General features: G+C 63.1%; 16 protein-coding genes. 9 read left to right on the forward strand and 7 right to left on the reverse strand.

The features are described from left to right. Window positions 1-105 precede the first annotated feature (105 nt). Window positions 106-1050: a DMT family transporter gene (locus ACR0LW_RS15255; protein ID WP_480883149.1), complete on the forward strand. Its 945-nt coding sequence runs from the start codon at window positions 106-108 to the stop codon at window positions 1048-1050. On the opposite strand, the gene ACR0LW_RS15260 is transcribed toward ACR0LW_RS15255, so the two are convergent. Continuing rightward, a complete protein-coding gene (locus ACR0LW_RS15260) occupies window positions 1047-1628 on the reverse strand; it encodes a DUF1285 domain-containing protein (protein ID WP_480883150.1) in 582 nt (193 codons plus the stop codon). The two genes, ACR0LW_RS15255 and ACR0LW_RS15260, sit on opposite strands and share 4 nt — an antisense overlap. 64 nt (window positions 1629-1692) lie before the next feature. Between ACR0LW_RS15260 and ACR0LW_RS15265 the strand changes: the two genes are divergently transcribed. Genes ACR0LW_RS15265 through ACR0LW_RS15280 form a run of 4 tightly spaced genes read left to right on the forward strand, consistent with a single transcriptional unit; the run spans window position 1693 to window position 8370 of the window. After that, complete coding sequence (locus tag ACR0LW_RS15265; RefSeq protein ID WP_480883151.1) at window positions 1693-2700, forward strand: AAA family ATPase; 1008 nt, start codon at window positions 1693-1695, stop codon at window positions 2698-2700. Continuing rightward, window positions 2697-3572, forward strand: coding sequence for a DUF58 domain-containing protein (locus ACR0LW_RS15270; protein WP_480883152.1), 876 nt, complete (start codon window positions 2697-2699; stop codon window positions 3570-3572). The genes ACR0LW_RS15265 and ACR0LW_RS15270 overlap by 4 nt, the downstream gene beginning before the upstream one ends. Continuing rightward, a complete protein-coding gene (locus ACR0LW_RS15275; protein WP_480883153.1) occupies window positions 3569-6331 on the forward strand; it encodes a DUF4159 domain-containing protein in 2763 nt (920 codons plus the stop codon). Before ACR0LW_RS15270 ends, ACR0LW_RS15275 begins: the two co-directional genes overlap by 4 nt. Beyond that, entirely contained in the window at window positions 6328-8370 is a 2043-nt protein-coding gene (locus ACR0LW_RS15280; protein ID WP_480883154.1) for a hypothetical protein, read from the forward strand. Before ACR0LW_RS15275 ends, ACR0LW_RS15280 begins: the two co-directional genes overlap by 4 nt. On the opposite strand, the gene ACR0LW_RS15285 is transcribed toward ACR0LW_RS15280, so the two are convergent. From ACR0LW_RS15285 to ACR0LW_RS15295, 3 genes are read right to left on the reverse strand one after another with little or no spacing between them, the layout of a single operon-like run. After that, window positions 8367-9212: a 2-keto-4-pentenoate hydratase gene (locus tag ACR0LW_RS15285; RefSeq protein WP_480883155.1), complete on the reverse strand. Its 846-nt coding sequence runs from the start codon at window positions 9210-9212 to the stop codon at window positions 8367-8369. The genes ACR0LW_RS15280 and ACR0LW_RS15285 overlap by 4 nt on opposite strands. Before the next feature lie 12 nt (window positions 9213-9224). Next, window positions 9225-11261 (reverse strand): penicillin-binding protein 1C, encoded by a 2037-nt coding sequence (gene pbpC, locus ACR0LW_RS15290; protein WP_480883156.1) that lies wholly within the window; start codon window positions 11259-11261, stop codon window positions 9225-9227. 36 nt (window positions 11262-11297) lie between these two features. Continuing rightward, window positions 11298-16721 (reverse strand): alpha-2-macroglobulin family protein, encoded by a 5424-nt coding sequence (locus ACR0LW_RS15295; RefSeq protein WP_480883157.1) that lies wholly within the window; start codon window positions 16719-16721, stop codon window positions 11298-11300. Between the two features lie 116 nt (window positions 16722-16837). On the opposite strand from ACR0LW_RS15295, the gene ACR0LW_RS15300 reads away from it, so the two are divergent. Then, window positions 16838-19042 carry a response regulator gene (locus ACR0LW_RS15300; RefSeq protein WP_480583654.1) on the forward strand — a complete coding sequence of 735 codons (2205 nt, stop codon included), beginning with the start codon at window positions 16838-16840 and terminating at the stop codon, window positions 19040-19042. Window positions 19043-19188: 146 nt separating this feature from the next. On the opposite strand, the gene yaaA is transcribed toward ACR0LW_RS15300, so the two are convergent. The 3 genes from yaaA to ACR0LW_RS15315 all read right to left on the reverse strand — a co-directional run bounded on the left by yaaA (window position 19189) and on the right by ACR0LW_RS15315 (window position 22398). Continuing rightward, window positions 19189-19959 carry a peroxide stress protein YaaA gene (gene yaaA / locus ACR0LW_RS15305; protein WP_480883158.1) on the reverse strand — a complete coding sequence of 257 codons (771 nt, stop codon included), beginning with the start codon at window positions 19957-19959 and terminating at the stop codon, window positions 19189-19191. A gap of 33 nt (window positions 19960-19992) precedes the next feature. After that, on the reverse strand, window positions 19993-22032 hold the full coding sequence (gene recQ, locus ACR0LW_RS15310) for a DNA helicase RecQ (protein WP_480883159.1): 2040 nt from the start codon (window positions 22030-22032) through the stop codon (window positions 19993-19995). A 78-nt stretch (window positions 22033-22110) separates the two neighbouring features. Beyond that, the gene (locus ACR0LW_RS15315) at window positions 22111-22398 is read right to left on the reverse strand and encodes a YggT family protein (RefSeq protein ID WP_170521175.1); all 288 of its coding nucleotides are present in this window, start codon (window positions 22396-22398) and stop codon (window positions 22111-22113) included. Between the two features lie 130 nt (window positions 22399-22528). Here ACR0LW_RS15315 and ACR0LW_RS15320 point away from each other — a divergent pair, with 130 nt between their 5' ends. The 3 genes from ACR0LW_RS15320 to ACR0LW_RS15330 are packed head-to-tail and all read left to right on the forward strand — an operon-like array spanning window position 22529 to window position 25613. Continuing rightward, window positions 22529-23896, forward strand: coding sequence for an MFS transporter (locus ACR0LW_RS15320; RefSeq protein WP_170735725.1), 1368 nt, complete (start codon window positions 22529-22531; stop codon window positions 23894-23896). Further along, window positions 23893-24756: a penicillin-insensitive murein endopeptidase gene (mepA, locus tag ACR0LW_RS15325; protein ID WP_170735727.1), complete on the forward strand. Its 864-nt coding sequence runs from the start codon at window positions 23893-23895 to the stop codon at window positions 24754-24756. Before ACR0LW_RS15320 ends, mepA begins: the two co-directional genes overlap by 4 nt. Beyond that, window positions 24729-25613 carry an esterase-like activity of phytase family protein gene (locus ACR0LW_RS15330; protein WP_480583666.1) on the forward strand — a complete coding sequence of 295 codons (885 nt, stop codon included), beginning with the start codon at window positions 24729-24731 and terminating at the stop codon, window positions 25611-25613. Before mepA ends, ACR0LW_RS15330 begins: the two co-directional genes overlap by 28 nt. The last annotated feature ends 58 nt before the right edge of the window (window positions 25614-25671 follow it).

Here is a 25671-nt window from a genome sequence, read left to right on the forward strand (position 1 = left end):
CAGATTGTCGAAAATCGACCAGATCAAGGATCGGGTCTGAGGGACCATCTGCCCCAATGCGGCGAATCATGTCCGGCGTCGCTTTGACAAAAAGGCCCGATCTTTATGGCTTACAGCCCCGACCCCGCGCGCGGGACCGCACTCGCTTTGCCCGCCGACCGCAATGCTGCGCTGTCCGGCAACGGGTTGGCGGTCGCGTCGATGCTGACATGGGCGGCAGGGTTTCCGGCGGCAGAGGTCCTGTTGCAAAGCTGGCCTCCGATTGCGCTGTTTGCCGCGCGGATGGCGTTGGCTTTGGCCTTCATGGTTCCGATCTGGATCTGGCTTGACGGTCCGGCGCGGGTGCTGAACGCCCGCTGGGGCCGGGCGCTGTATGTCGGAGCGGTGGGGTTCGGCGGCGGCATGTTCCTGATCCTTCTGGCGCAAAAGCTGACCGATCCGGTAACGGTGGCGATCATCGCATCCTGCGCACCTTTGGCCGCCACTTTGCTTGAAATGGCAACCGGCACACGACGCCTGCGATGGAACTTTGCCCTCGGCGTCCTGGTCTCGATTATCGGAGGGATCATCGCCACCAGTGCGCTGGCACCGGCACAACTGGGTCTGGGGGCGGCCTGCGCGGTTGTATCCACGTTTCTGTTCTGCTGGGGCAGCATGGCCACAGCGAGGGACTTTCCTGAACTCAGCCAGATGGGCCGGTCGACGATCACTTTTGTCGGCGCGTTGATGATGGCGGCAGTGCTGCTGTTGGGGGCGTATCTGCTTGGGTTTGATCTGCGCCCCTCACGGCCCGTTGATTTTGCCCAAGGCGCGATGCTGGTGATTTATGCGCTGGTCTCAATGGGCATCAGCCAGGTGTTCTTCATTGCCGCTGTTGGCAAAATGGGCGTCGCGCTGACCTCGTTCCACATCAATGTCGCGCCCTTCTACGTCATGATCATCATGCTGGTGCTGGGCGAGGCATGGGACTGGACCCGCGCGCTGGGCGCGGGGATCGTAGCTTTGGCGGTGGTGGTCGCGCAGGACCGCAGGTTCCCGCGCCCGGCCTAAACGTCGGTCAGTGCCTCTGCCGCAATCAACGGGAAAAACTGCCCGCCGGACCAGACACCGAACCACCCCTCGTGCTCGGTCCCGATATCGACCAGCCGGTAAAAACTTTTGCGGTCGATGCGCGCCTCAAGGTTGGCGCGGATCAATATATAGGGTGCGGGTTCCTCTGTTTCGGGATCGGTGACAATGCGGATGGGGTGGTCCGGCCCGGCCACTGCCGTATCGCCCACATGGGTTGTGAATGTCAGCTCCTGCGCGGCGCCTTCGCCCGTTTGGTCAAAGTCCACGGCGACAAAGGGCGCATCCTCGACGGTGATTCCCACCTTCTCGACCGGGGTCACAAGGTAGTATCTGTCGCCTTCTTTCTTAAGAATTGAGGAAAATAGCTTCACCAACTCGAACCGGTTGATCGGCGACCCTAAGTAACTCCAGGTACCATCCCGTGCGATCCGGATGTCCAGATCGCCGCAAAACGGAGGATTCCACAGGTGAACGGGTGGTAAACCCCTGGTTTTGGCCGCTTTGACTGATGCAGCCAGACCATCCGGCGAAGGTTTCACAGGTTTTTGTCCGCTCATTGCTTTTGCCATTTCCTCTTAGCGCGATACACTTCATTTATAATAGTCCACGGAAGGGAAAGTCATGACCGAACCTGCCGACCTCGTGTCCGAGATCGAAGCGCTGGAAACAAAACTGCAAGAGGCCAAGTCCTCGATCACCCGCCGCTTCATCGGGCAGGAACGGGTTGTGGAGCTGACCTTGACCGCGCTTCTGTGCGGTGGGCATGCGCTGTTGATCGGTTTGCCCGGTCTGGGCAAGACACGTTTGGTCGAGACGCTGTCGACCGTGATGGGCCTGCATGGTAACCGCATCCAGTTCACGCCGGACCTGATGCCCGCCGATATTCTGGGGTCCGAGGTTCTGGACACCGCCGATGATGGCACCCGTCATTTCCGCTTTATCTCGGGTCCGATCTTTTGCCAGTTGCTGATGGCGGATGAGATCAACCGCGCCAGCCCGCGCACCCAGTCGGCGCTGCTGCAGGCGATGCAGGAACGCACGGTGACCGTGGCGGGCGAGGATCGCTCGCTGGGTGTGCCGTTCCACGTTCTGGCCACGCAGAACCCGATTGAGCAAGAGGGCACCTATCCGCTGCCCGAGGCGCAACTGGACCGGTTCCTTGTTCAGATCGACGTTGAATACCCGGATCGCCAGACCGAGCGGGATATTTTGTTGGCGACAACAGGCGTCGAAGAGGATGCGGCGCATCAGATTTTCACGAAGGAAGAGTTGCTGGCCGCGCAGGTCCTGCTGCGACGGATGCCTGTGGGGGATTCAGTTGTCGAATTGATCCTCGATCTGGTCCGCGCCTTCCGCCCTGATGAGCCCGGAGCCTCGGAACGTGTCGCCGAAACCGTCGCTTGGGGCCCCGGCCCGCGTGCGGCGCAGGCATTGATGATGACCGTGCGGGCGCGCGCGATGCTGCAAGGGCGGCTGGCCCCGAATGCCGAGGATGTGCTGGATATGGCCCGCCCGGTCCTGAGCCACCGTATGGCGCTGAACTTTGCGGCGCGGGCGCGGGGCGACAGCCTGTCTGAACTGATCGAATCCACCGCCACCGGTCTGATCCGGACCGAGGCTGCGGCGTGAATGCCGCGCTGACCCTTCGCGAAAGATCCGAGGCCGAGGCATCCCGGCTGCCGCCCCTGTTGGCGCGTGCCGAGCATCTGGCCGGAACCGTCCTGCTGGGCGATCACGGGCGGCGGCGCTCGGGGTTGGGCGATGATTTTTGGCAGTACCGCCCGGCGCAGATCGGTGACAGTCGGCGGATGATCGATCACAGGCGATCAGCGCGCGGGGATCAGCAATTTGTGCGCGAACGCGAATGGCAGATTGCGCAATCGGTGATGCTGTGGGTCGATCAGGGTGCCTCGATGCGCTTTGCGTCGAACAAAGAGTTGCCGACCAAGGCCGACCGGGCGCGTTTGCTGGGATTGGCAACCTCGATCCTATTGGTGCGCGGGGGCGAGCGTGTGGGCCTGACCGGCACCACCCTGCCGCCCCGGCGCGGCAATGCGCAGATCATCCGGCTGGCGCAGGCGTGGTCCGAGGATGCCGAACCTGACTATGCCCCGCCCGAACACCGGGCGATGATCCCGCATGCGCGGGCCGTGTTCATCTCCGATTTCCTCGGCCCGATGGATGAGGTCGAACTGGCCTTGACCAAAGCCGCCGACCGGGGCGTGCGGGGCGTAATCCTGCAGGTGTTGGACCCAAGCGAAGAGAGCTTCCCCTATCGCGGCCGCACCATCTTCGAAAGCATTGGCGGCACCGCCCGGCACGAGACATTAAAGGCCGGAGACCTGCGTGATCGTTATCTGGACCGGTTGGCACAGCGCAAGGACGCGCTGACCCAATTGTGCCGCGCAACTGGCTGGCAACTGGGTTTGCACCATACCGGAGATAGCGCACAAGCGGCTCTGTTATGGCTCTATCGGGCGCTGGACGGGGGAATGCGATGACGGTTCTGGCGGGCATCGGTTTTACCGCCCCATGGGTGCTGCTGGGTTTGCTGACCCTGCCGATCCTGTGGCTGATCCTGCGCGCCGTACCGCCCGCGCCGATCCGGCGTTTGTTCCCGGCGGTAACTTTGCTGCTGGGGTTGAAGGATGACGAGAGTGTCTCGGACCGCACCCCGTGGTGGCTGCTCATGCTGCGGATGCTGGCAGCGGCGGCGATCATCATCGGGTTGGCCGGTCCGGTTCTGAACCCCTCACGCGATCAGACGGGCACCGGGCCGTTGCTGTTGGTGCTGGATGCCAGCTGGGCCGGGGCGACGCGCTGGTCGGCGACGCTGGACCAGATCGATGCGCAACTGACCGAGGCCGGGCGTGCAGGGCGTCCTGTCTCGATCCTGCGCCTGACCGAGCCGGAAACGCCGGTGTTTCAGGCGGCTGAGGCGTGGCGGAACCGTTTGCCGGGGCTGGCCCCGAACCCGTGGCAACCGACCGCAACGCAGATCGCACAGGTCTTTGCGGCGCTGGAGCAGGTCGATGGCGGCTTTGACACCCATTGGTTCAGCGACCGGCTGATCTATGAGGGTCACGCCGATTTAGTGTCTGATCTGCAATCCCGTGGCGAGGTCACGGTGTATCAGCCCAATTCCGGCGCGGTGGCGTTGTTGCCTGCGGCCTATCAGGACGGGGTGATCCAATTGACCGCGCTGCGGGCCGAACCCGGATCGGAACAGCGCGTCACCGTTTTGGCGCAGGGTCGCGATCCGGCGGGAACCGCGCGCGTACTGCAATCCGCAGAAATGACATTTGAGAATGGCGCAACCGAGGCGCGGATCGAACTGGCTTTGCCTTCTGAACTACGCGCCCGGATCACCCGGTTCGAGCTTCAGGGCCAGCGTTCCGCCGGGGCCGTCACCCTGACCGACGACAGCCTGCGTCGGCGCGAGGTCGCGCTGATTGCCGGATCGATCAACCGCGAAGGGTTGGAGTTGCTATCACCCTTGCACTACCTGACTCAGGTGCTGGTCCCCACAGCGGATTTTGTCGAAGGCGGGTTGCTTGAGGTTTTGCCTGCGAATCCGGATGTCATCGTTCTGTCGGATGTGGCCCAGATGTCAGCCATGGAAGAGGCTGATCTGACCGCATGGGTCGAACAGGGCGGGCTGCTGCTGCGCTTTGCTGGGCCACGTATGGCGGCCAGCGATCTGGGCCGCGATGAGGAAGATACGCTGTTGCCGGTAAGGCTGCGCAGCGGCGGTCGCACCGTTGGCGGCGCGATGAGTTGGGGTGAGGCCAAGACGCTGGCCCCGTTCCCCGAAGACTCGCCCTTCTATGGGCTGCAAATCCCGGATGACGTGGTGGTTTCAACACAGGTCATGGCGCAACCAGACCCTAATCTGGCGGATCGGGTGATTGCGTCGCTGTCGGACGGAACACCTCTGGTCACGCGCAAGGCGCTGGGTTTGGGGCAGGTCGTGCTGTTCCACGTGACGGCGGATGCGGAATGGTCCAGCCTGCCGTTGTCGGGCCTGTTCGTGGAAATGCTGGACCGTCTGGCTGTCGCCTCGGCGGCCAAATCCCGGCAAGTGGAGCAGTTGCAAGGCACCACGTGGGAGCCGGTTCAGATCATGGACGGTTTTGGCGTGCTGTCCGACGCGGGTACTCTGGCCGGTGTGGACGGGGTGGAACTTGTCTCGGGTCAGATCGGCCCCGACATTCGCCCGGGTCTATATGAAAGCGGCAAGCAGAAGCTGGCGCGCAACGTTCTGTCCGAGGAGTCGGTGCTGAGCCCGGTGGTCTGGCCCTCGGACGTGCCGATCCGGGGGCAGGAGGTCACGACCGAGACGCCGTTGGGTGGCCTGCTGCTCAGCCTCGCGCTGATCCTGCTGACCATCGACGTGATCGCTTCACTCGCGCTGTCGGGCCGGTTGGGTCTGGCCAAGGCGACCGCAGCGGCCCTTGCGGGCATGCTGCTGGTGCCCGAGGCGCAGGCGCAAACGTCGGATGAGACGGATTTCGCCCTGGCCGCCACCCATGAATTGGTTCTGGCCCACGTCCTGACCGGGGATTCTCAGGTGGACGACATCGCGCAGGCGGGCCTGCGCGGGCTGGCGCAAACGCTGTTCTACCGCACATCCGTGGAACCGGCGGAACCCATCGGCGTGGATCTGGAACGCGATGAACTGGCCTTTTTCCCGCTGCTCTATTGGCCGATCACGCCCGATCAGTCGCAACCCTCAGCCGAGGCTTATGCCAAGCTGAACGCCTATCTGCGCTCGGGCGGGATGATCCTGTTCGACACGCGGGACGCCGATATCGCAGGGTTCGGGGCCTCAAGCCCCAATGGGCGCAAGCTGCAACAACTGGCCGGGCCGCTGAATATTCCCGCGTTAGAGCCGATTCCCCGCGACCATGTCCTGACGCGAACCTTCTATCTGTTGCAGGACTTCCCGGGCCGTTATTCAGGCACCGAGGTTTGGGTCGAAGCCGCGCCGTTGGATGCGGAACAGATCGAGGGGATGCCCTTCCGTAACCTCAACGACAATGTGACGCCGGTGGTGATCGGCGGCAATGACTGGGCCGGGGCCTGGGCCGTGGACCGCAACGGGCAGGCCCTGCTGCCGGTGGGTCGCGGCTATGCGGGTGAGCGTCAGCGCGAACTGGCCAGTCGCTTTGGCGTTAATCTGGTGATGCATGTGCTGACCGGGAATTACAAATCCGATCAGGTGCATGTGCCTGCTCTGCTGGACAGGTTGGGACAATGACCGGAACCGTCATATTCGATCCGCTGATCCCATGGCCCGTTCTGGCCATTGTCGCCGCGCTTGCGGTGGGCGGGGTGATTCTGGCCGTCTGGCGCGGCCTGTCCGGCTGGGCGCTGCGGGGCCTGGCGGCTTTGGTATTGATCGCTGCGCTGGCCGGTCCCGTATACCAGATCGAAGACCGCGCGCCCCTGACCGACATTGTCCTGATGATTGAGGATGAAAGCGCCAGTCAGACACTCTCGGACCGCGCGGATCAGACTGCCGAGGCTGCCGAGGCGCTGGCCGCCGAGATCGAATCCCGCGACAACACCGAACTGCGCCGCATTCGCGTTGGCGACGGGGACGGTGATGAGGGCACGCAGGTCATGGCCGCCGTCAACGCCGCTTTGGCCGAGGAACCGCGCGCACGGATTGCGGGCATTCTGGTCGTCTCGGACGGGATCGTGCACGACGTCGATCAGGCCCCGGATCTGCCTGCGCCCCTGCATCTGCTGCAAACCGGGCGCGAAAGTGATTGGGACCGCAGGCTGATCGTCCGCAACGCACCCGCCTTTGCCATCATCGGCGAGCCTGTGACCCTGACCCTGCGCGTCGAGGACAGCGGTGCCGCGCCGGGCGGAGCGCCCAACGCGCCGCTTCAGATCTCGGTCGACGGTGGAGAGGCGGAAGAGTTCCGTATCCCGATCGGTGTGGATGTAGAACTGCCGATCACGCTGCCCCATGGCGGGCGCAACGTGATCCAGTTCTCGGTCCCGCAGGCCGAAGGCGAATTGACCGATCGCAACAACACTGCGCTGATCCAGATGAACGGCGTGCGCGACCGGCTGCGCGTTCTGCTGGTCTCGGGTGAGCCGCATCCGGGGGGGCGCACCTGGCGGAACCTTTTGAAATCAGACAGTTCCGTTGATCTGGTGCATTTCACCATTCTGCGCCCGCCGGAAAAGCAGGATGGTGTGCCTGTCGATGAACTGTCACTGATCGCCTTCCCGACGCGCGAGCTGTTTCTGGAGAAGATCAACGATTTCGACCTGATCATTTTTGATCGGTACAAACGTCGCGGTATCCTGCCCGCGATCTATCTGGATAACGTGACCGATTACATCAACGGCGGCGGTGCCGTGCTGATTGCCGCCGGTCCCGATTTCGCCAGTGCAGACAGTATCTTCCGTTCTCCGCTTGCGCCCATCCTGCCCGCGCAACCCACGGCGCGGGTGATCGAGGAACGCTATGTGCCCATGGTCAGTGATCTGGGGCATCGGCATCCGGTGACCACCAATCTGGGCGATTCCGAAGATTGGGGCGCATGGCTGCGTCAGATCGATGTGAACCAGCGCTCGGGTCAGGTTCTGATGACCGGTCTGGACGAACGCCCGCTGCTGGTACTGGACCGCGTGGGCGAGGGGCGCGTCGCGATGCTGGCCTCGGACCATGCGTGGCTGTGGAGCCGGGGTTACGAGGGTGGCGGCCCGCAGCTAGAGCTGCTGCGCCGGTTGGCCCATTGGATGATGAAAGAGCCCGAGCTTGAGGAAGAGGCGCTATGGGCCGAGGCCAATGGTCAATCCATGCGCATCATCCGCCAGACGCTTGAGGATGAGGTCGGGCCGGTCACAATCACCCGCCCAAATGGCGAAACGCTTGAGATCACGTTGGACGAGGTCACTCCGGGCCGGTTCGAAGCGCAGTATTTCGGGCCTGAGATCGGCCTTTACCGTTTGCAGGAAGGCGAGTTGATGGCGGTGATCGGCCTTGGACCCGCTGCACCCAAGGAATTTGAACGCACCATCGCCACCGGCGATGTGCTTGATCCTGTAATCGCGCAGATGCGTGGCGGGGTAATCCGCTTGGAAGATGGCTTGCCCTCGATCCGCAGTGTCCGGGCCGGGCGTCCTGCGGCGGGACGCGGCTGGATCGGGCTGACCCCGCGCGAGGCTTATGAGACCCGCGATGTCACGCAGGCCGGATTGCTGCCGCCCTGGCTGGTTCTGTTGCTGGCGGGTGGGTTCCTGCTGGGTGGCTGGCTGCGCGAAGGCCGTCGTTAGTCTTCGCTGAAAATAGCGCTGACCGATGGGTTCCCCGGCAGACCCTCATAGCTGACGGACGCGCCGCCTTTGCCTTTGGCCGGCGGAAACAGCGGACCAAAAGAACCGACTGAAACCATGTCGCCGGGCTTAAAGGTGATGCCTTTGGAGGTCAGCCAAATCACGGCATTGGCCGGATGCCCCAGAACTGCCCGCCCCGGCGCTTGCGCCAGTATTTCGCCATCTGCTGCGCTGAGCGTGACCGTCATGTCACCCAGCGCCGTTGTCATGGCCAATGGGTCCGTTACGGCGATTTCCGAGCCTAACACGCCCAGTTTCGGCCCCACACCAATGGCCGTAAGGGTCACCGGGGTGATCGGTTGCCCCTCGGCCAGTGTCAGATCGGACAGTTCGATGAACGGACGAATGGCCGAGACGTTGCGGATGACCTCCTCGGGCGTTGTGGCCTGATTGATTGCGGTATTGCCCACGACAAGGATCAGGTCGGCCTCGAATACGGGCCGGGCCCCCCAATTCGCCGGAACCGTGGCCCCATCGTCCAGCATCATGTCCCGGTACAGAAGACCCTGAACCGGTTCGGACGCCCCAAACCGGTCCTGCGCCGGTGCGCTGGTCAGGCCCGCCTTGTAGCCGATGACCGGGCCCAGATGCGGTTTCATGGCCTCGGCCAGCTTGGCCTGGGTGCACAGCGCATCCTCCATCGTCCCATCCGGCGACAGGGCGGTTGTTGGGGTGTTGGCGAGATAATCGCGCACAAAGGCGTCGATCTGCGCGTCCGAGGCACATTCGGCAGACGCCGAAGAGGCCGTGATCGCGACCGCCAGGGTTATCCATGTCCGCATATCGATCTCCTTTCAGTCGATCCGAACCGAAACCCGGTCAGACGCGCCATGGGCGTCAACCACCACCAGCGCGGAAAACCCCGGTCCCGGGTTGGGTATTTCGAACTCGCGGTGCCGCTGTCCGGTCAAAACCGGAACCCCGTCGGCCAGCAGGGCAAACGGCCCGACCCCGCCGCGCAGCTTGACGGTCAAAGGGGCTCCGCCCGTCTCTAACACGGCATTATTTGGCGGGAAAATCACGTCAGGGGCGCTCGGGTCATCCTCAAACGCCGCTCCGCGGGGCTGAAACCGTTGCAGGGGATGCGGCAGTTCTGCGGCCCCGACAATCAGGGTTGAGGGTGGGGGCGGGCGTAAGGGAGCGGGGATGGATTTCAGATGCCCAAACGCCTCAAACAGCAGGGGCGCGGCCAGTTCGCCGCCAAACGCGCCGGGCACCGGCGTTCCGTCTGCACGGCCCAGCCAGACGCCGATCGCATGCTGGCCGTCAAAGCCAATGGCCCAGGCATCCCGATGCCCGTAGGATGTGCCGGTCTTGTAGGCCAACCCCTGCGCGGCGGCCCCCGGTGGCGGGGCGAGTCCAGCCAATACGTCGCTCACCTGCCACGCGGCGACGACCGACAGGGCGCGGGCGGTTTCGGTCCGCTCGGCCAGTGCGTCATGATGCAGAACCGGCCCTTGCCCGCCTGCCGCAAGCGTGGCGTAGAGTTGCACCAGATCGTGCAGGCTAAGCCCCACACCACCCAGCGAGATGGCAAGTCCCGGTGTCCCGCCGCCAAGTTGCGGATCACTTCCGGCCTGTTGCAGCGCGGCCATCACCCGCGCGGGACCAAGCGCGTCGGTCAGGCGCACCACCGGGATGTTCAGCGACAATTGCAGCGCGTCACGCACCCGGATGTCCCCCCGAAAGACACCATCGAAATTGCGCGGCGCATAGCGCCCGAACATCACCGGGCTGTCGCTGATCAGGGTTTCGGGATGGGCCAGCCCCTGATCGAAGGCCAGCCCATAGATCATGGGCTTCAGCGTGGACCCCGGCGACCGCAATGCGCGGGTCATGTCGACAAAGCCTTGCCGGTCGTCCTGATAACCCGCCGATCCGACCGAGGCCAGAATCTCTCCGCTGCGATGGTCGGCCACAATCAGGGCACCGGAGATTCGCGGCCCCGCTTGATCGGCGGCCTGAGCCACCAGCGATTCCAGGCGGGCCTGCAACCCGGCGTCCAATGTCAAATCCAGCGCCTCGGCCTCGGGGTTTGCACGCTGGGCCCGGTCGGTCAGATGAGGTGCGAGGCGCGGGAAGGCCTTCATCTGCGTGGGAACCGGTTCCGACAGCGCGCTGTGCATCCGGGCGTCAGACAGCACCCCGTGCCGCTGCATCCGTCGCAGAACCCGGTCGCGCGCTTTTCGGGCGGTTTTGGCGGCGCGGTCGGGTCGCCGCGTTTCCGGGGATTGGGGCAGGGCGACCAGCAAGGCAGCCTGCGCGGGCGTCAGGCGAACCGGATCTTTGCCGAACCATGCCCGCGTCCCGGCGCGAATGCCTTCCAGGTTGCCGCCATAGGGCGCATGGGTCAGATACAGGCCCAGAATCTGATGTTTGCTCAGGCGTCGTTCCAGCGCCAAAGCGACCCTAACCTGGCGGATCTTGCCGCTCCAGCGTCCGGTGGGGCCGTCTTCGATCAGCCGCGCGACCTGCATGGTCAGGGTCGATCCGCCCGAAATGGTGCGCCCGTTCCACAGCGCTTGCCCCGCAGCGCGGATCATCGCCACTGGATCAACGCCGGAATGGGACCAGAACCGCTTATCCTCGTACCGGATCAGCATGTCGGTAAAGGCGGGATCGACCGCGCCGGGGCGCAACCGCCAGATCCCGTCTTCGACCGGGAAGGCGCGCAACAACGTGCCGTTCCGGTCCCGCATCTCGACCGAGGTTTCCGCGAGAACCGGGGGCAGGATGGTCGCATCCACCCACTCCGCCGCCCGGTCCCGCGCAAAGGCGGCCAGGTAAAGCACACCGGCCAGTGCCAGCAATATCGCGGCGCTTTTAGGCATCCCGACGCTCTGCCAGTTGATATGTCGGGCGACCGATCACCGAACCTCGACCCGCCCGGTCCCGGTCCGGGCGCGGTTTTGCGGGCGGTACATATCCTCGACCGAGGCCGCCGGGTGGTGGAACGTGCCCGGCGTGACCGCGCGGGCCACATAGGCCAGCGTCACGATCTCACCGCCGGACAGATCAACCGCGGCCAGAAACCGGTCCGAGCGGAACTCGGTATGCGTTGCCTCGGACAGGTCCAACCAGTCCAGCGCACGCACATCGCCCGAACGCAGCAGGTTCGGATTGTCGATCTCGATCCCCGCCGCCAGAGGGTCATCTACCATCAGCCGCGCGCCACCGCGCTCAAAGGGTGTGACCGTCAGGACCGTGACAAACCGGTCACCGGTGGCGAAGTTGGTAGGGTCCAGCGGCTCACCGTCCATCGAATAATAGCTGCGCTCGATTGCATAGCCGGTGCCGCCAGCCTCGGGCGGTGTGGTCGGGATGCCGGTGACGGTCAACGTGATGTCGGTTGGGTTTGCGTCTGTGGCGGTGATGTTCAGCTCATCCGTCAATCCACTTTCCAGCACCTGAACGAAGGGGCCAGAGACCGGCGCGCCGTTCACCATCAGCCCCGACCCGGACGGGTCCGAGACCAGCGCGTGGGCTGCCAGCAGGGACCATGACGCCTCTTGCGTCGACAGATACCCGCGCCCGGCGCTGACGCGCTGAATCAGAGCGTCGCGATCCGCCGCCTGACTGCCCGCGTCCACGGCCAGCGTCAGCAGACCGGCGGCATCGCGCAGATCGGTGCCGTAATCCGCGCGCCACAGGTATTTCTCTTGCGCGGGGCGGCGTTGCAACATTTGGGCGGCACGGGCAAACATGGCGTCAGCGCGGGTCTGATCCCCGTATGAGGCCAGCGCTGCCCCCAATTGAGCCGCAGCCAGCGGAGTGCCGAACGCATCGCCCTTGGCGTCTGCGTAATAGCGCAAATCGCCCATCGAGGCCGCCCCTTCGCGCGCCAGCACCATCAGGGCATAGGCAATGTCCTGACCCCCCTTGTCGAAGTCGGGCGCATAGTTGATGCGGTTGCGCAGGTTGTCCATGGATTGGGCAAAGGCGCGGTCGGACACCGGGTGCCCCTGCGCACGGGCGCGCGACAGGAAGTCGGTGACATAGGCGTCCAGCCAGAAGTCCCCGCTGCCCGCGCGCCACAGGCCAAAGGCGCCGTTCGGGGCCTGCCGGGTCAGGATGCTGCGGATCGAGTCGGTGATGCGCTGATCCATCGCCGGGCCATCCCCCAGCCCCGAGGCTTGCGCGACAGATGACAGATAGAGCAGGGGCAGCGCCTTGCTGGTGATCTGTTCGGTGCAGCCATAGGGGTAGCGATTCAGTTGGTCCAGCAGTCCGGGCGTGTCGAATTTCGCCAGCGCTCCGGCGGACAGGATGGCCTTGGCCGAACCGGGCTGGAACCCTTCGAACACATCCTGTGTAAGCAGGAAACTGTCGCCATCGCCCAGCGAAAACCGCCGTGTTTGAGCCACAACGGGGTCATTTGCACGGATAGGCATTCTCAGGGTCTGCGACAGATCGCGGCCATCCGGAGTGGTGATCGCAACGCTGATTTCGGGGTCGCCAACCGCAAGAGCGCTGACCGGGATCTCGAACGTGGTTTTGCCGCCGTCTTCCAGCACGAAACTGCTGGGCGCTGAGCCCAGTTGCAGCGTGGATGAGGATGTCAGCCCCAGTGCCATTTCCCCGCTTGGCCCGTCGGCATGGACGATTTCCAACAGCATTCGGCTTTGATCGCCGGGGGCTAGAAAGCGTGGCAGGCTGGCGGTGACGACCACCGGGTCGCGGACGATCATTTCGGCCTCGGCCTGACCGACGGCAGCGTTTGACCACGCCACAGCCATCAGGCGCACGGTTCCGTTGAAGGCGGGCAGGGGGATGTCAATCTCGACCTCGCCATTTGCATCGACCTGAACCGGTCCGCTGAAAACGGCCATCAGGTCCTGCGTTGGTGGCGGAGATTGTCGGCGTGTGCCAGCGTTGTCACCGCCCGAGCGGATCGTTCCCATCGCACCGTTCATGCCATCGATCAGACGCCCATAGACATCGCGCAGGTCCACGCCCAGACGACGCTGGCCAAAGAAATATCCCTGCGGGTCCGGGGTTTCGAATCCGGTCAGGTTGAGGATGCCCACATCCACAGCCGCCAAGGTCAGCCAGACCGGGTCGCCTTCGCGCGCATTTTCGACCCTGATACGGGCTTTTTGTGTTTGCCGCGGCGCGGTCACCTGGGGCACGTCGATGGCCACATCCAGCATGCGCCCCACCGGTTCGACCGTCGCATGGGCCACACCCATGGCCCGCGCCGGGTTCTGGCCTGCGGCGACGTCCATCGGGCGGATCACCGTGGCGGTGACATAGGCGCCCGCGCCCCAGTCTTCGGTGATTTCGATGGGGATCACGGATTCGCCTTCGGGCACCTCGACCATCTGGCGGTGGATCAGGCGGTTCGATAGCACTTCGATCTGTGCCATACCGGCCATACGTGGGACGATCCGCAATTGCGCGGTGTCGCCGGGGCGATAGCTGTCGCGGTCCAGCGACATCTCCAACCGGTCGGGCGAGGTGGATGCATCTGCCGCCTGATACCAACCTGCCGAGAACTCAACCGCCGTCTCGGCGTAAGCGCCATCAAGGCGTTGAACGACCAGTTCATACTGCCCCCAATCTACGGGCTGCGTCAGGGTCAGCGGGTCTGTGGTCGTTTCGACCTCACCCGTGGCAATGCGGGTGCGGCGGGTGGTCGGCTCCCAATTCCAGTCGCCGTATAGCTGGTACCACTGATAGCGGGTTTCCACCTTGTTCAGCGTCCAGCGCAGGCGCATGGGTTCCGGGGTCAGGTCGGGCGACAGGCCGACGATCTGAAAGGCGGCCTCGGTCCCCTCGGGGATCACATCGTCGAACAAGGGCCGGACACCGATCATCGCTTGCGCAGATCTGACTGGGGCTGTCAGCCGACGCTCCACCGGACGACCTGATCCATCGGACAGACGGGCGATGACAACCGCTTCGACTGGAGCGCCATCGGTCTCTAACACAGGGATTTCCACGGCAATTGTGGCTTGCCCGGCGGCATCCGTGCGGGCGTCACCGAAATAAGTGCTTTTGGTCGAGGTTTCGGCGTCGTACCGGCCAAAGCGATAGGTTTCATAGCCGGGAACGGTGTCCGCAGGGCGGGCGATGACCTGACCGTCGATGCCCAGATCCGACCCCGGCGCGCCGAACAGATAACGCGCGTCGATCTGCAAGGGCGGCGTGTCGCCGGGGCGCAGCGGGGCGTCCGGCAGGGTCAGGTCAAAGTCGATGCGTTCGGGCAGGAAATCCTCGATCAGAACGGTTTGGCGGGCCAGCGCCGCGCCCTTGGGATCGGACTTGATTTCGATCTTCCACGCCCCGCGCGGCACATCGGCCGCGACGGGCAAAGCAAAGACATGCCCCCCGGCGACCCCACCATCCGAGATTGCGCGGCGGTACTCCACCCCATCCGGGCGCGAAAGAATGGCCGTCAGCGGCAGGCCGTCAATCGCCTGCGCTGTGCTATCGCGCGTCAACGCGGTGACATGGATCACCTCGCCCGCGCGATAGGCCCCCCGGTCGGTGGTCAGGAACACATCCACCGGCCCGGCAGGCGCGCGCCCTTCGACCCCGCGATCCGAAAGGTCAAAGGCCGGGTCGGTCAGAGACAGAAAGCTGAAATCTGTATCCCCGTCGGATACCATCACCAAAGCAGGCGCGCTTGCGCCCGTGCCGCGAGTCAAACCGGGTTCAAACCGCACGTAGCCACTGTCATCGGTCTGCGCCTGGGCAATCACGGCATTGGCGTTGGACACCAGCGAGACGTCGATCCCCGCCCGAGGCGCGGCATCATGAAGCCCACGCACGGTCACATGCAGACCGTCAGTGCCCAAAGCCGTGCTGATCCCCAGATCGGTCAGGACAAACCATTGCGTCGCACCCGGATCGTCATAGGGATCGACGCCCGGAACACGCGCCGTCAGCGCGTAGATGCCTGCGGGCTGCTCGGCAATCGCCTCGGCCATCGGCAGACGGGCGGTCATGGTTTGGTTCAACTCGTTCGAAATATCAGCTGTGCCGGTCCAGATATCCTCGGCGATCTCTTCCGAGAACGTCTCTTCCTGCCAATCGCTTAGCGGGCGGCCAAAGAAATCCTGCTGCACCGCGCGGATCAGGTTGCGGTCACTGACACGCCGCAGGGTCAGGTCCAGAGATGCGGTATTTACCGTTTCGACCGGCAGGGCGGCATCCGCCGATTTCGGCAGCACATAGCTGCGTCCGGGAAAGCGGACCGACGGCGCGCGATCCCGTACGTAATGCGTCAATTCCACCGTGCGGTTCAAAGCCTCGCCCGATGCGGCTGGAAGCCCCTCACGCAAGCTCAGACGATAGCGTTGGCCGTGCGCCACGCCATCAACGCAGAGGTTTTTGCCTTCAACCTGCACCACCAACCCCTCGGTGCTGCGCTGCACATAGGGGTCATAGTCGACCCCGGCCTTGACCAGCGGTTCCGAGAACTCAACACAGATACGCGGCGCGGCGGCGTTGCTTTCAACGGTGCTGTCGATGACGCGGAAGCCATATTTCCCGATTGCCTCATCCAACGCGGCCAGCACATCCGCACGCGGCTGAACCTGTTCCGCCAGACGCAGGGCAGACACCATGTCCCGCCCGCGATCCGCCGCTTCCAGCGCGTCCGCCAGGATCATCAAAGCCGCGATCTGAGTCCCCGGCGCATCCGAACGTAGATACCCGTTGACGGCTGCGTTCAGGGCACGTTCGCGCAACTCACGCCCTTCGCGATAGCCATTGGGGTCCAGCCCCAGCAACAGCCTTGCATATTCCGCCCACAATTCTGGCGCATCGCTGAGGGTCACAGCCGCCCCGGTCCAGAGCATTGCCAACCTGTCGGTATCCGCGTTCCGGGCTGCATCCAGCAAAGTCTGCAGATCACGATCCCCGGCATTGTGCAAAAACCCAAGGTCGCGCGCCTGCTGCGCTGCGCTGTTGAGGTCTTTCTGACGGATGAAGGTCATTGCCTCCGCGCGCATTTTCGCCAGTGTTAGGGTCTGTTCCGACGTCGCCACCTTCTGCGCCGACACTGCGCCCTGATAGGGCTCCTGCCGGTTCACGCCGCTTTTGGGAAAACAGGCATCGGATCGGGTGTTGTAGGTGAACGCTGTGCATCGCTGATTGGCCGAGCACGCCCGAATGCAGGATTGCAGATCCGTGTCGAACAGCGCGTCCAGATCCGAGCCATAAAAATCCGCATCCCGCGTGGTGATATAGCGGAATTCCGGCACCGTTGTCTGGGCCACTGACGCCATGGGCAGGATCAGCAAAGAAAAGGTGTAAACAATTGAAATAAAAACAAAGCGGTGCATCGGGGCCTCCTATTCCCCATCAATCTCGCATGCGGCCCGCGGGTCACGCAACGGCTTAAACACTTTTTCATCGGTTGGCCGGATGCTGGCTGCGGATCAGACCGGAATTGAACATCATGAGCCTTGCACAGAAACTGGCACAGGAACGGCGCGCGCGCCTTGCAGCCGAGCGGATGCTGGAAATGAAACAGGCCGAACTCTACGCGGCCAATCGCAAACTGGGTCGCCACGCCATGGCCCTGACCAAGCGCATCGGTGAGACTCAGGCCGAGGTTGAGACGGTCCGGGATGAAAACGAAAAGGTCAAATCCGATCTGACAGTGGCGCATGCCAAGGTCGAGGTTGCAGAACGCCGCCTGTGGCATTCGATCCAGACGATTCAGGACGGGTTCGCATTTTTTGACGGTGAAAGCCGCCTGATCAGCGCCAACACCGCTTATCTGAGCGTGTTTGAGGGGTTGGATGAGGTCGCGCCGGGTATCTCATACACCCGGATTCTCGACCTGCTGACGACCGAGGGGATCGTGGATATCGGCGATGAGAAAGCCGCCGCATGGCGCGCCCGGATGCAGGATCGATGGGCATTGGCAAATCCGCCGTCCGAGGTAATTCAATTGTGGAACGGCGAATACATCCGTCTGATCGATCAACGCGGCAATGGCGGCGATGTGGTCAGCCTGGCGCTGAACATTACCGCCTCGGTCCGGCACGAGGCTGAATTGCAGGCCGCCCGCGACCGGGCCGAGGCCGCCAACCGCGCCAAGTCGGCTTTCCTCGCGAATATGAGCCACGAAATTCGCACACCGATGAACGGCATCGTCGGCATGACCGAGTTGCTGTCCGAAACCCCGATGGACGAGGAACAACGCCTTTACGTCAACACCATCCGTAACTCGGGCGAGGCGCTGCTGGTTATCATCAATGACGTGCTGGATTATTCGAAGATCGAAGCCGACAAGCTGATCCTGCATCCCGAACAGTTCGATCTGGAACGCTGCATTCTGGAAGTGGCGATGCTGTTGCAGCCCAGCGTGCGGGACAAGGGGCTGACGTTGCTGGTGGATTACGACCTGTTCCTGCCGACGCTGTTTGTGGGCGATCCGGGTCGGGTGCGGCAGGTGCTGACCAACTTGGTGGGCAACGCCGTCAAATTCACCAGCGACGGTCATGTCCTGATCCGGGTCACCGGTGTGCCGCATCCGGACACGCAGGAATGCGACATCCATATCGCGATCGAAGACACCGGCATCGGGATCGAACCCGACAAGATCAGCCACATCTTTGGCGAGTTCAATCAGGTCGAGGATGAGCGTAATCGCCAATTCGAAGGCACCGGGCTGGGTCTTGCGATCACCAAGCGCCTGATCACCATGATGGGCGGCACAGTCTGGGTCGAAAGCGAAGTGGGGCAGGGCTCTTGCTTTGGGTTCCGGGTGTCGCTGCCCACCGCCGAAGGTCCGCAACCCGCGCCGCCTGATCTGGATGGTCGCCTGAAACATGTGATGGTGGTCGAGGATATGGCCGTGAACCGCGCCATCCTTGCCAAGCAACTCGGCCGCCTTGGCGCAGACGTCACCATGTGCGCCTCGGGGGGTGAGGCTTTGGCAAAGCTGGATGCAACCGTTGATCTGGTCCTGTGTGACCACGACCTGCCGGATATGGACGGGCTGGAACTGGCGACAACTGTGAAAGATCGCGGCTGGTCAGAGCTGCCGGTGGTGATCATGTCGGCAAATCCGGGCGTCATCTACGCCGATCCCGCCCGGCACCTGATCGAAGGCGTTCTGCAAAAGCCAATCCCGCGATCCGAGCTTTACAGCCGCCTCATGGCGCTGGGCAGCGCCGCGTTGAAACCCGACATCCCGGATGTGGCCGAAGCTGGCTCTGCGCAGAAACCAGAAAGCCAAAGGCGGATGCGCGTCCTTGCGGCCGAGGACAATCGCACCAATCAACTGATCCTGAAGAAGATGGTGAAAGACCTGAACATCGATCTCCAGTTTGCAGGCAATGGGCTAGAGGCGGTTGAAACCTATCAGGAATTCGCCCCTGACCTGATTTTCATGGACATTTCCATGCCTAAAATGGACGGCAAGCAGGCGACCGCCGAAATCCGGCGGCACGAGATTGAAACGGGCGGCCATGTCCCCATTGTTGCCCTGACTGCGCATGCCATGGCGGGTGACGATCAGGGCATCCTGTCCGCCGGGCTTGATCACTACCTGACAAAACCGCTGCACAAGAAACTGATCCACCAGATGATTCTGGACCACCGCCCGGATGAAGCCCAGCCGGTCTCGGACAGTCCTGCTCCGACAGGCTAGAACCCCTCGCCCCACACACGCCACGCTTCAAACCGCGCAACCGGATCCCCTTCATCTGGCCAAAAATATCCCGGGGAGCGCGAGGGGCAGCGCCCCTCGCTCCGCCATCAACAACCAGGACCACAGGCCGGTTTCATGCGTAAGGTTCAAGCCTGATAAGGGCGCAGGAAAACCGGCTTGTTTTCCTCAGACAGTTCCGGGCGGTATTCATACCCGCCGCTGTCGAAATCGAGCAGCCCTTTGGGATCGGTCAACCGATGTTGAATGATATAGCGCGCCATCGCGCCGCGCGCTTTCTTGGCAAAGAAGCTGACGATCTTGGGTGTGCCGCCCTTGTCTTCCATGAACACGGGCGTGATCACGCGCAGTTTCAGCGCCTTCAGGTCGACCGCACCGAAATATTCCTGACTGGCGCAGTTCACCAGAACATCGCCGCCAATCTCTTCGGCCTGCGCGTTCAGCGCCTTGCTCAACTGGTCGCGCCAGTATTCATAAAGGTTCTTGCCGCGGCGGGTCTTCAGTTTGCTGCCCATCTCCAACCGATAGGGCTGAATCGCATCCAGCGGGCGCAGGACACCGTAAAGACCCGACAGAATGCGCAGATGATCCTGCGCCCAGGCCATCTCGTCCGCGTCCAGCGAGGCTGCCTCGAGCCCCTGATAGGTATCCCCGGCAAAGGCCAGCGCGGCGGGGCGGGTGGCGTCCGCCTCGGGCGCGTCAGAAAAGGCGCGATAGCGGTCGCGGTTCAGGCGGGCCAGATCGTCGCTCAGCTCCATTAGCTTTTTCAGATCGCCCAGCGTCAGGTTGCGGGCGGTTTTTGACAGGCGGATCGCGTCGTCCTGAAAATCGGGTGCTGTGACCTCAATATCCCGCTCTGCCCAGTCCAGCCGTTTGGCCGGGGAAATCACTACCAGCATATCCGCCCTCGTTCCTTGCCTGATGCCGGGTATTTAGCCCGCATCCCGCAGCACGTCCAGAAAGGCCGCGCCAAACCTTTCGTGACGGCGGTCGCCCAGAACCTGTTCGAGCGCGCGCGGATCGTCGGGGCGCAGCTGCGCCACCTTGGCCAATAGCGAGGCGGAGCAGGTCAGCGGTTTGTCGATCCCGTCCGGGCCACGCGACAGCTGAGATTGCACCTCGAGCAAACGGTCATAAATCTCGCCCTGATCGCGGCCTGCCAGCTTGCGGCGCGCGGGGTGAAGGGCCTCGACCGCGCCCGCAATCACCTCCATAAACGTATCGCCGTAGCGTTCCAGCTTCTTCGCGCCGACCCCGCCGATCCGGGCCATGTCGTCCAGCGTCGCGGGGCGGGTCTCGGCCATTTCGATCAGGGTGCGGTCAGGGAAAATGACATAAGCCGGAACCCGTGCGGATTCCGCCAGCGCGCGGCGCTTGGCCTTGAGCGCGGACAGCAGCGGCGCGTCTTCCTCGGACACCATCGCCTTGACCGCTGGCCGCCGGGTGGCCTTGCGGATCGTGTCTTTGCGCAGGTTGATCTGCGTCTCGCCTTTCAGGATCGGTTTGGCGGCCTCGGTCATGCGCAGCGCGCCGTGGCGGTCGGGATCGGGGCGGACCAGATCGTGACCCATCATCTGCCGGAAAATCGCCTGCCATTGGGGCCGTGACCAATCCTTGCCGATGCCGTAAGTGGACAGGTTGTCGTGACGGCGGGCGCGGATCTTGTCGGTCTCATTGCCCAGCAGAATGTCGATCAGATGGCCCGCGCCGAACCATTCCTCGGTCCGCAGGATCGCGGACAGGGCCATGCGGACAGGGGTGGTGCCGTCGAAGACCTCGGGCGGAGTATCGCACAGGTCGCATTTGCCACAGGGTTCGATCTGCTCGCCGAAATAGCCCAGCAGGGTCTGACGGCGGCAAATCAACGCTTCGGCCAGCCCCAGCAAGGCGTTCAGCCGCGCATGATCGGCCATGCGCCGTTCAGGTGGGGCCAGACCTTCGTCGATCTGGGACCGACGCAGGCGGATGTCATCCGGCCCAAACAGGGTCAGCGTCTCGGCGGGGCCGCCATCGCGTCCGGCGCGGCCGATTTCCTGATAGTATGCCTCGATGGATTTGGGCAGGTCGGCATGGGCGACCCAGCGGATATCGGGTTTGTCTATGCCCATGCCAAAGGCGACCGTGGCGACCACGATCAGCCCATCTTCGCGCGCGAACCGGGTTTCGACGATGCGGCGATCCTCGGCCTCCATCCCGCCGTGGTAATGACAGGCCGAGTGGCCCTCGGCCCGCAGCGCCTGCGCCAGCACCTCGGTCTTGTTGCGGGTGCCGCAATAGACGATGCCGGACTGGCCTTTGCGGGCGGCGGCAAAGTCGAGGACCTGCTTGCGCGGGCCATCCTTGGCGCTAAAGGCCAGATGGATATTGGGCCGGTCGAACCCGCGCAGAAATTTGCGCGGGGCCGTGCCGTCGAACAGTTTCTCGACAATCTCGTCCTGCGTTTCCGCATCCGCCGTGGCGGTGAAGGCGGCCAGTGGCACGTTCAGCGCGCGCCGTAGCTCTCCGATCCGCAGGTAATCGGGGCGGAAATCGTGGCCCCATTGGCTAACGCAATGCGCCTCGTCCACGGCGATCAGGCTGACATTGATCCGGCGCAGCATCCCCAGCGCCGACCCGGCAGCCAGACGTTCGGGGGCCATATAGAGCAGTTTCAGCCGCCCGGCCTCCAACGCCTCCCACACCGCATCGGTTTCTTCCTGTGTATTGCCGGATGTCAGCGCCCCGGCCTCAACGCCCGCTTCCTGCAAGCCGCGCACCTGATCGCGCATCAGGGCGATGAGCGGAGAGATCACCACCGTCACCCCGTCGCGCAGCAGGGCAGGCAGTTGGAAACACAAGGATTTACCGCCCCCCGTGGGCATGATCGCCAGCACGTTTTCGCCAGCGGTCACGGCGTCGACGATCTCTTCCTGCCCGGGACGGAAGGCGTCGAATCCAAAGACATCTCGCAGCAAAGGCGCGGAGTCGAACATCTGCGGGGGTGCCCTGTTTTAAGGTTTATCTGCTCTTAAGACAGGACAATCACATACTAAGATTCGGTGAACAAGGCCTCAGACGAAATAGCCCATATTGTTGATCAGAATGATCCGCAGCGCATAGACCCCGATCAGCACCACCAGAGGCGTCAGATCCAGCCCGCCCATATTGGGCAGAACACGGCGGATCGGGCCATATATAGGCTCTAACAAACGGTTCAGGCCGTACCAGATTTGCGCGACCAGTTGTTGATGCAGGTTGAGCACCTGAAAGTTGATCAGCCAGCTCATGATCACATGGGCAAGGATGATGAACCAGACAATGTCCAGGATCAGCAGCAGGATTTGGATCAGCGACAGCATGGGCACTCCGTTCTTTCACCGAACAGAGACCTAAGCGCCCCTGTCGTAAAGAGCAAGTCCGGCCCAACTGAAAGCTTGCGAATTGGGACAAAGCCCCGTCTTATGAAGACAAAGAAGAACAGGGGCAGTCATGGCAGAGATTTCCAAGCGCAAGCGCATCTGGGGCTGGTGGTTTTTCGACTGGGCCAGCCAGCCCTATCACACTCTGCTGGTGACATTTGTGTTTGGCCCCTATTTCGCAGGGGTCGCCGCCGGGTATTACGCCAATACCGGGCTGGGTGCCGAGGCCGCCGCCGCGCAGGCGCAGACGGTCTGGGCAAACTGCCTGACCATCACCGGTCTGATCATCGCATTCGGAGCACCCTTGCTGGGCGCAATGGCGGATGTGTCGGGGCGGCGCATCCCGTGGATATTTGCCTTTTCGGTGATGTACGCGGTGGGCTCGGCCGCGCTGTGGTACACGCTGCCAGATGGCTCGAACATGTGGCTGATGCTGTCGGCCTTTGGTCTGGGCTTTGTAGGGGCAGAATATGCGCTGATCTTCATCAATTCTCAGCTGCCCGATCTGGGGGACGATAACGAAGTGGGCGAGATTTCCGGCTCGGGCTTTGCGTTCGGGTATTTCGGCGGTCTGATCTCGCTCGCAATCATGCTGGCGCTGTTTGTGGAACAGCCCAATGGCAAGACCCTGATCGGAATGGAGCCCTTGTTCGGGCTGGACGCCGCCGCGCGCGAGGGCACGCGTTTTGTCGGTCCGTTCACCGCCGGGTGGTTCGTTCTGTTCATGGTGCCCTATTTCCTGTGGGTGCGCGATGATCCGCAAACCGAAAAGAAGGGCAGCGTCGGAGAGGCGTTGCGCCTTTTAGGCAAGTCGATCGCCGCCTTGCGTCATCGGGGCAGTCTGGCGGCTTATCTGGGTTCGTCCATGTTCTACCGCGACGCGCTGAACGGGCTTTACAGCTTTGGCGGCGTTTACGCGCGGCTGGTGCTGGAATGGGACCTGATCAAGATCGGCGTGTTCGGGATCGTCAGCGTTCTGGCCTCGGCCATCTTTGCTTGGATCGGCGGCAAGATGGATCGGAAATACGGCCCTAAACCGGTGATTTTGACCGCGATCTGGGTGCTGATCTTTGTTTGCGCCACCGTGGTGATGATGGACCGGACGCAGATTTATGGCATCTCCCTGCCCGAAGGGTCCAACCTGCCGGATCTGGTGTTCTTTGGCTGCGGCGTTCTGATCGGCGGCATGGGGGGGATTCTGCAATCGGCCAGCCGCTCGATGATGGTGCGCCACACGGATCCCGCCACCCCGGTTGAAAGCTTTGGGCTTTATGGTCTGTCGGGTCGCGCCACAGCCTTTGCCGCGCCGCTGCTGATCGGGATTGCCACAACCGTGACTGGCAGCGCGCGACTGGGGGTGTCACCCATCGTCCTGTTGTTTATTCTGGGGCTGTTCCTAATGCGCTGGGTGAAACCGGAAGGGGATCAGAGCAGATGATTTTACGACGTTTTTTGATAGTTTTGGCCGCGCTTACCCTGGCAAGTACAGCAGCGGCCGAGCCTTTGGCCAAACAGTTATTTGGCGCGCAGAGGGCCAGTTCACAGCAAAAACCGGCCGCTTTCGGCAGTTATTCGCGCGGCTGTGCTGCCGGTTCAGTGCAGTTGCCGGAAACCGGACCCACATGGCAGGCAATGCGGCTGTCGCGGAACCGAAACTGGGGCCATCCAGAGGCAATCGACTACGTGCAGGACCTCAGTCGCTTTGCCGCCAAACAACCGGGGTGGAACGGCCTTTATGTCGGGGATATCAGCCAGCCGAGGGGCGGGCCGATGACCTCGGGCCATCGCTCGCATCAACTTGGGTTGGACATCGATATCTGGATGCTGCCCGGCGGGGACATGCGCCTTAGCCGCACAGCGCGCGAGAACCTGTCGTCGATTTCCTTGCGCCGCTCTGGCGGGGCCTTTGTGAACGGCAACTGGACCCCTCAGCACCACGCGATCCTGCGTGAAGCTGCCAAAGACAAGCGCGTGGCGCGGATCTTTGTCTTTCCTGGTGCCAAGGTTCAGATGTGCAACAACGAGACAGGCAACCGCGCCTATCTGCGCAAGATCAGGCCGTGGTGGGGGCATCACTATCACTTCCACGTCCGTCTGAAATGCCCGCGCGGATCGCGTGGTTGCGTCAATCAGGATCCGCCGCCCCGGGGCGACGGGTGCGCTCAGGCGCAGGAATGGGTGAACAACATCCTCAACCCTCCGCCACCCGACCCGAACGCCCCAGCCCCCAAGAAACGCCGGGAGTATGTTCTGGCTGATTTACCCCAGCAATGCGCCGCCGTTTTGTCGTCCAACTGATAGCAGCGGCTGCCCTTGCAGGGTCGGTTGGGGCGGTCGAGGTCAAAACCGCCACGCAACTTGGCAGCTATGTCTGGAGGCATAACGCCGAATGGTTCGGCGGGTTTTCGGCCATCCATATGTCGGAAAACGGCACTCACATCACCGTGCTCAGCGACCGGGCAACACTGGTCACGGCCCGCATCACCCGTGACGGGGATCAGATCACCGACATCCGAATTCTGGGCCATTGGCCTGTTCTGTCCAGCGCGGGCCGCATCATGCTGGGCTATGCGGGGGATTCCGAAGGCATCGCAATGGCGCCGGATGGCGGGTTCTATATTTCGTTCGAAGGCGTGCATCGGGTGGCCTATTACCCGGCGCCGGGAACAAGGGCCCAGGTCTTGCCCCGGCCCAAGGCGTTTGACGGTCTGGATCGCAATGGCTCGTTCGAAGGGCTGGCAATCGACGATCAGGGTCGCCTTTTTACCCTGACCGAGAAAAGCCGCACGGCGCAGGGGGACATCCCTGTCTATCGCTGGAACGGGCGCGCGTGGTCCACGCCCTTTGTCGTGCCGCAACGCGGGGATTTCCAGCCTGTGGCTGCCGATTTCGGCCCGGATGGGCGGTTTTATGTGCTGGAACGCACCGCATCCATAACCGGCTTTCGGTCGCGCCTGCGGCGGTGGGATGTCTCGGAAGACACGCCAAAGGCCGAAGAAACTCTGATTGAGACAGGCAAAGGCGCGCATGACAACCTCGAAGGGCTGTCGGTCTGGCGCGATGATCAGGGCCGATTGCGCGCCACCATGATCTCGGATGACAACTTTCTGGCGCTGCAACGGACCGAGTTGGTGGAATACCTGCTGCCCGATTGACAGGCCGCAGGCAAAGGTCTAAACGCACGGCTTGCCTTGGGATGAGCCCTTGGCCAAG

Source organism: Ruegeria sp. N4, assembly GCF_056531425.1.

What these genes read in the sequence shown, in the direction of transcription:
- ACR0LW_RS15255 (WP_480883149.1), top strand. Translation starts at nt 106, where the DNA reads ATGGCTTACAGCCCCGACCCCGCGCGCGGGACCGCACTCGCTTTGCCC.
- ACR0LW_RS15260 (WP_480883150.1), bottom strand. Translation starts at nt 1,628, where the DNA reads ATGAGCGGACAAAAACCTGTGAAACCTTCGCCGGATGGTCTGGCTGCA.
- ACR0LW_RS15265 (WP_480883151.1), top strand. Translation starts at nt 1,693, where the DNA reads ATGACCGAACCTGCCGACCTCGTGTCCGAGATCGAAGCGCTGGAAACA.
- ACR0LW_RS15275 (WP_480883153.1), top strand. Translation starts at nt 3,569, where the DNA reads ATGACGGTTCTGGCGGGCATCGGTTTTACCGCCCCATGGGTGCTGCTG.
- ACR0LW_RS15280 (WP_480883154.1), top strand. Translation starts at nt 6,328, where the DNA reads ATGACCGGAACCGTCATATTCGATCCGCTGATCCCATGGCCCGTTCTG.
- ACR0LW_RS15285 (WP_480883155.1), bottom strand. Translation starts at nt 9,212, where the DNA reads ATGCGGACATGGATAACCCTGGCGGTCGCGATCACGGCCTCTTCGGCG.
- pbpC (WP_480883156.1), bottom strand. Translation starts at nt 11,261, where the DNA reads ATGCCTAAAAGCGCCGCGATATTGCTGGCACTGGCCGGTGTGCTTTAC.
- ACR0LW_RS15295 (WP_480883157.1), bottom strand. Translation starts at nt 16,721, where the DNA reads ATGCACCGCTTTGTTTTTATTTCAATTGTTTACACCTTTTCTTTGCTG.
- ACR0LW_RS15300 (WP_480583654.1), top strand. Translation starts at nt 16,838, where the DNA reads ATGAGCCTTGCACAGAAACTGGCACAGGAACGGCGCGCGCGCCTTGCA.
- yaaA (WP_480883158.1), bottom strand. Translation starts at nt 19,959, where the DNA reads ATGCTGGTAGTGATTTCCCCGGCCAAACGGCTGGACTGGGCAGAGCGG.
- recQ (WP_480883159.1), bottom strand. Translation starts at nt 22,032, where the DNA reads ATGTTCGACTCCGCGCCTTTGCTGCGAGATGTCTTTGGATTCGACGCC.
- ACR0LW_RS15315 (WP_170521175.1), bottom strand. Translation starts at nt 22,398, where the DNA reads ATGCTGTCGCTGATCCAAATCCTGCTGCTGATCCTGGACATTGTCTGG.
- ACR0LW_RS15320 (WP_170735725.1), top strand. Translation starts at nt 22,529, where the DNA reads ATGGCAGAGATTTCCAAGCGCAAGCGCATCTGGGGCTGGTGGTTTTTC.
- mepA (WP_170735727.1), top strand. Translation starts at nt 23,893, where the DNA reads ATGATTTTACGACGTTTTTTGATAGTTTTGGCCGCGCTTACCCTGGCA.
- ACR0LW_RS15330 (WP_480583666.1), top strand. Translation starts at nt 24,729, where the DNA reads ATGCGCCGCCGTTTTGTCGTCCAACTGATAGCAGCGGCTGCCCTTGCA.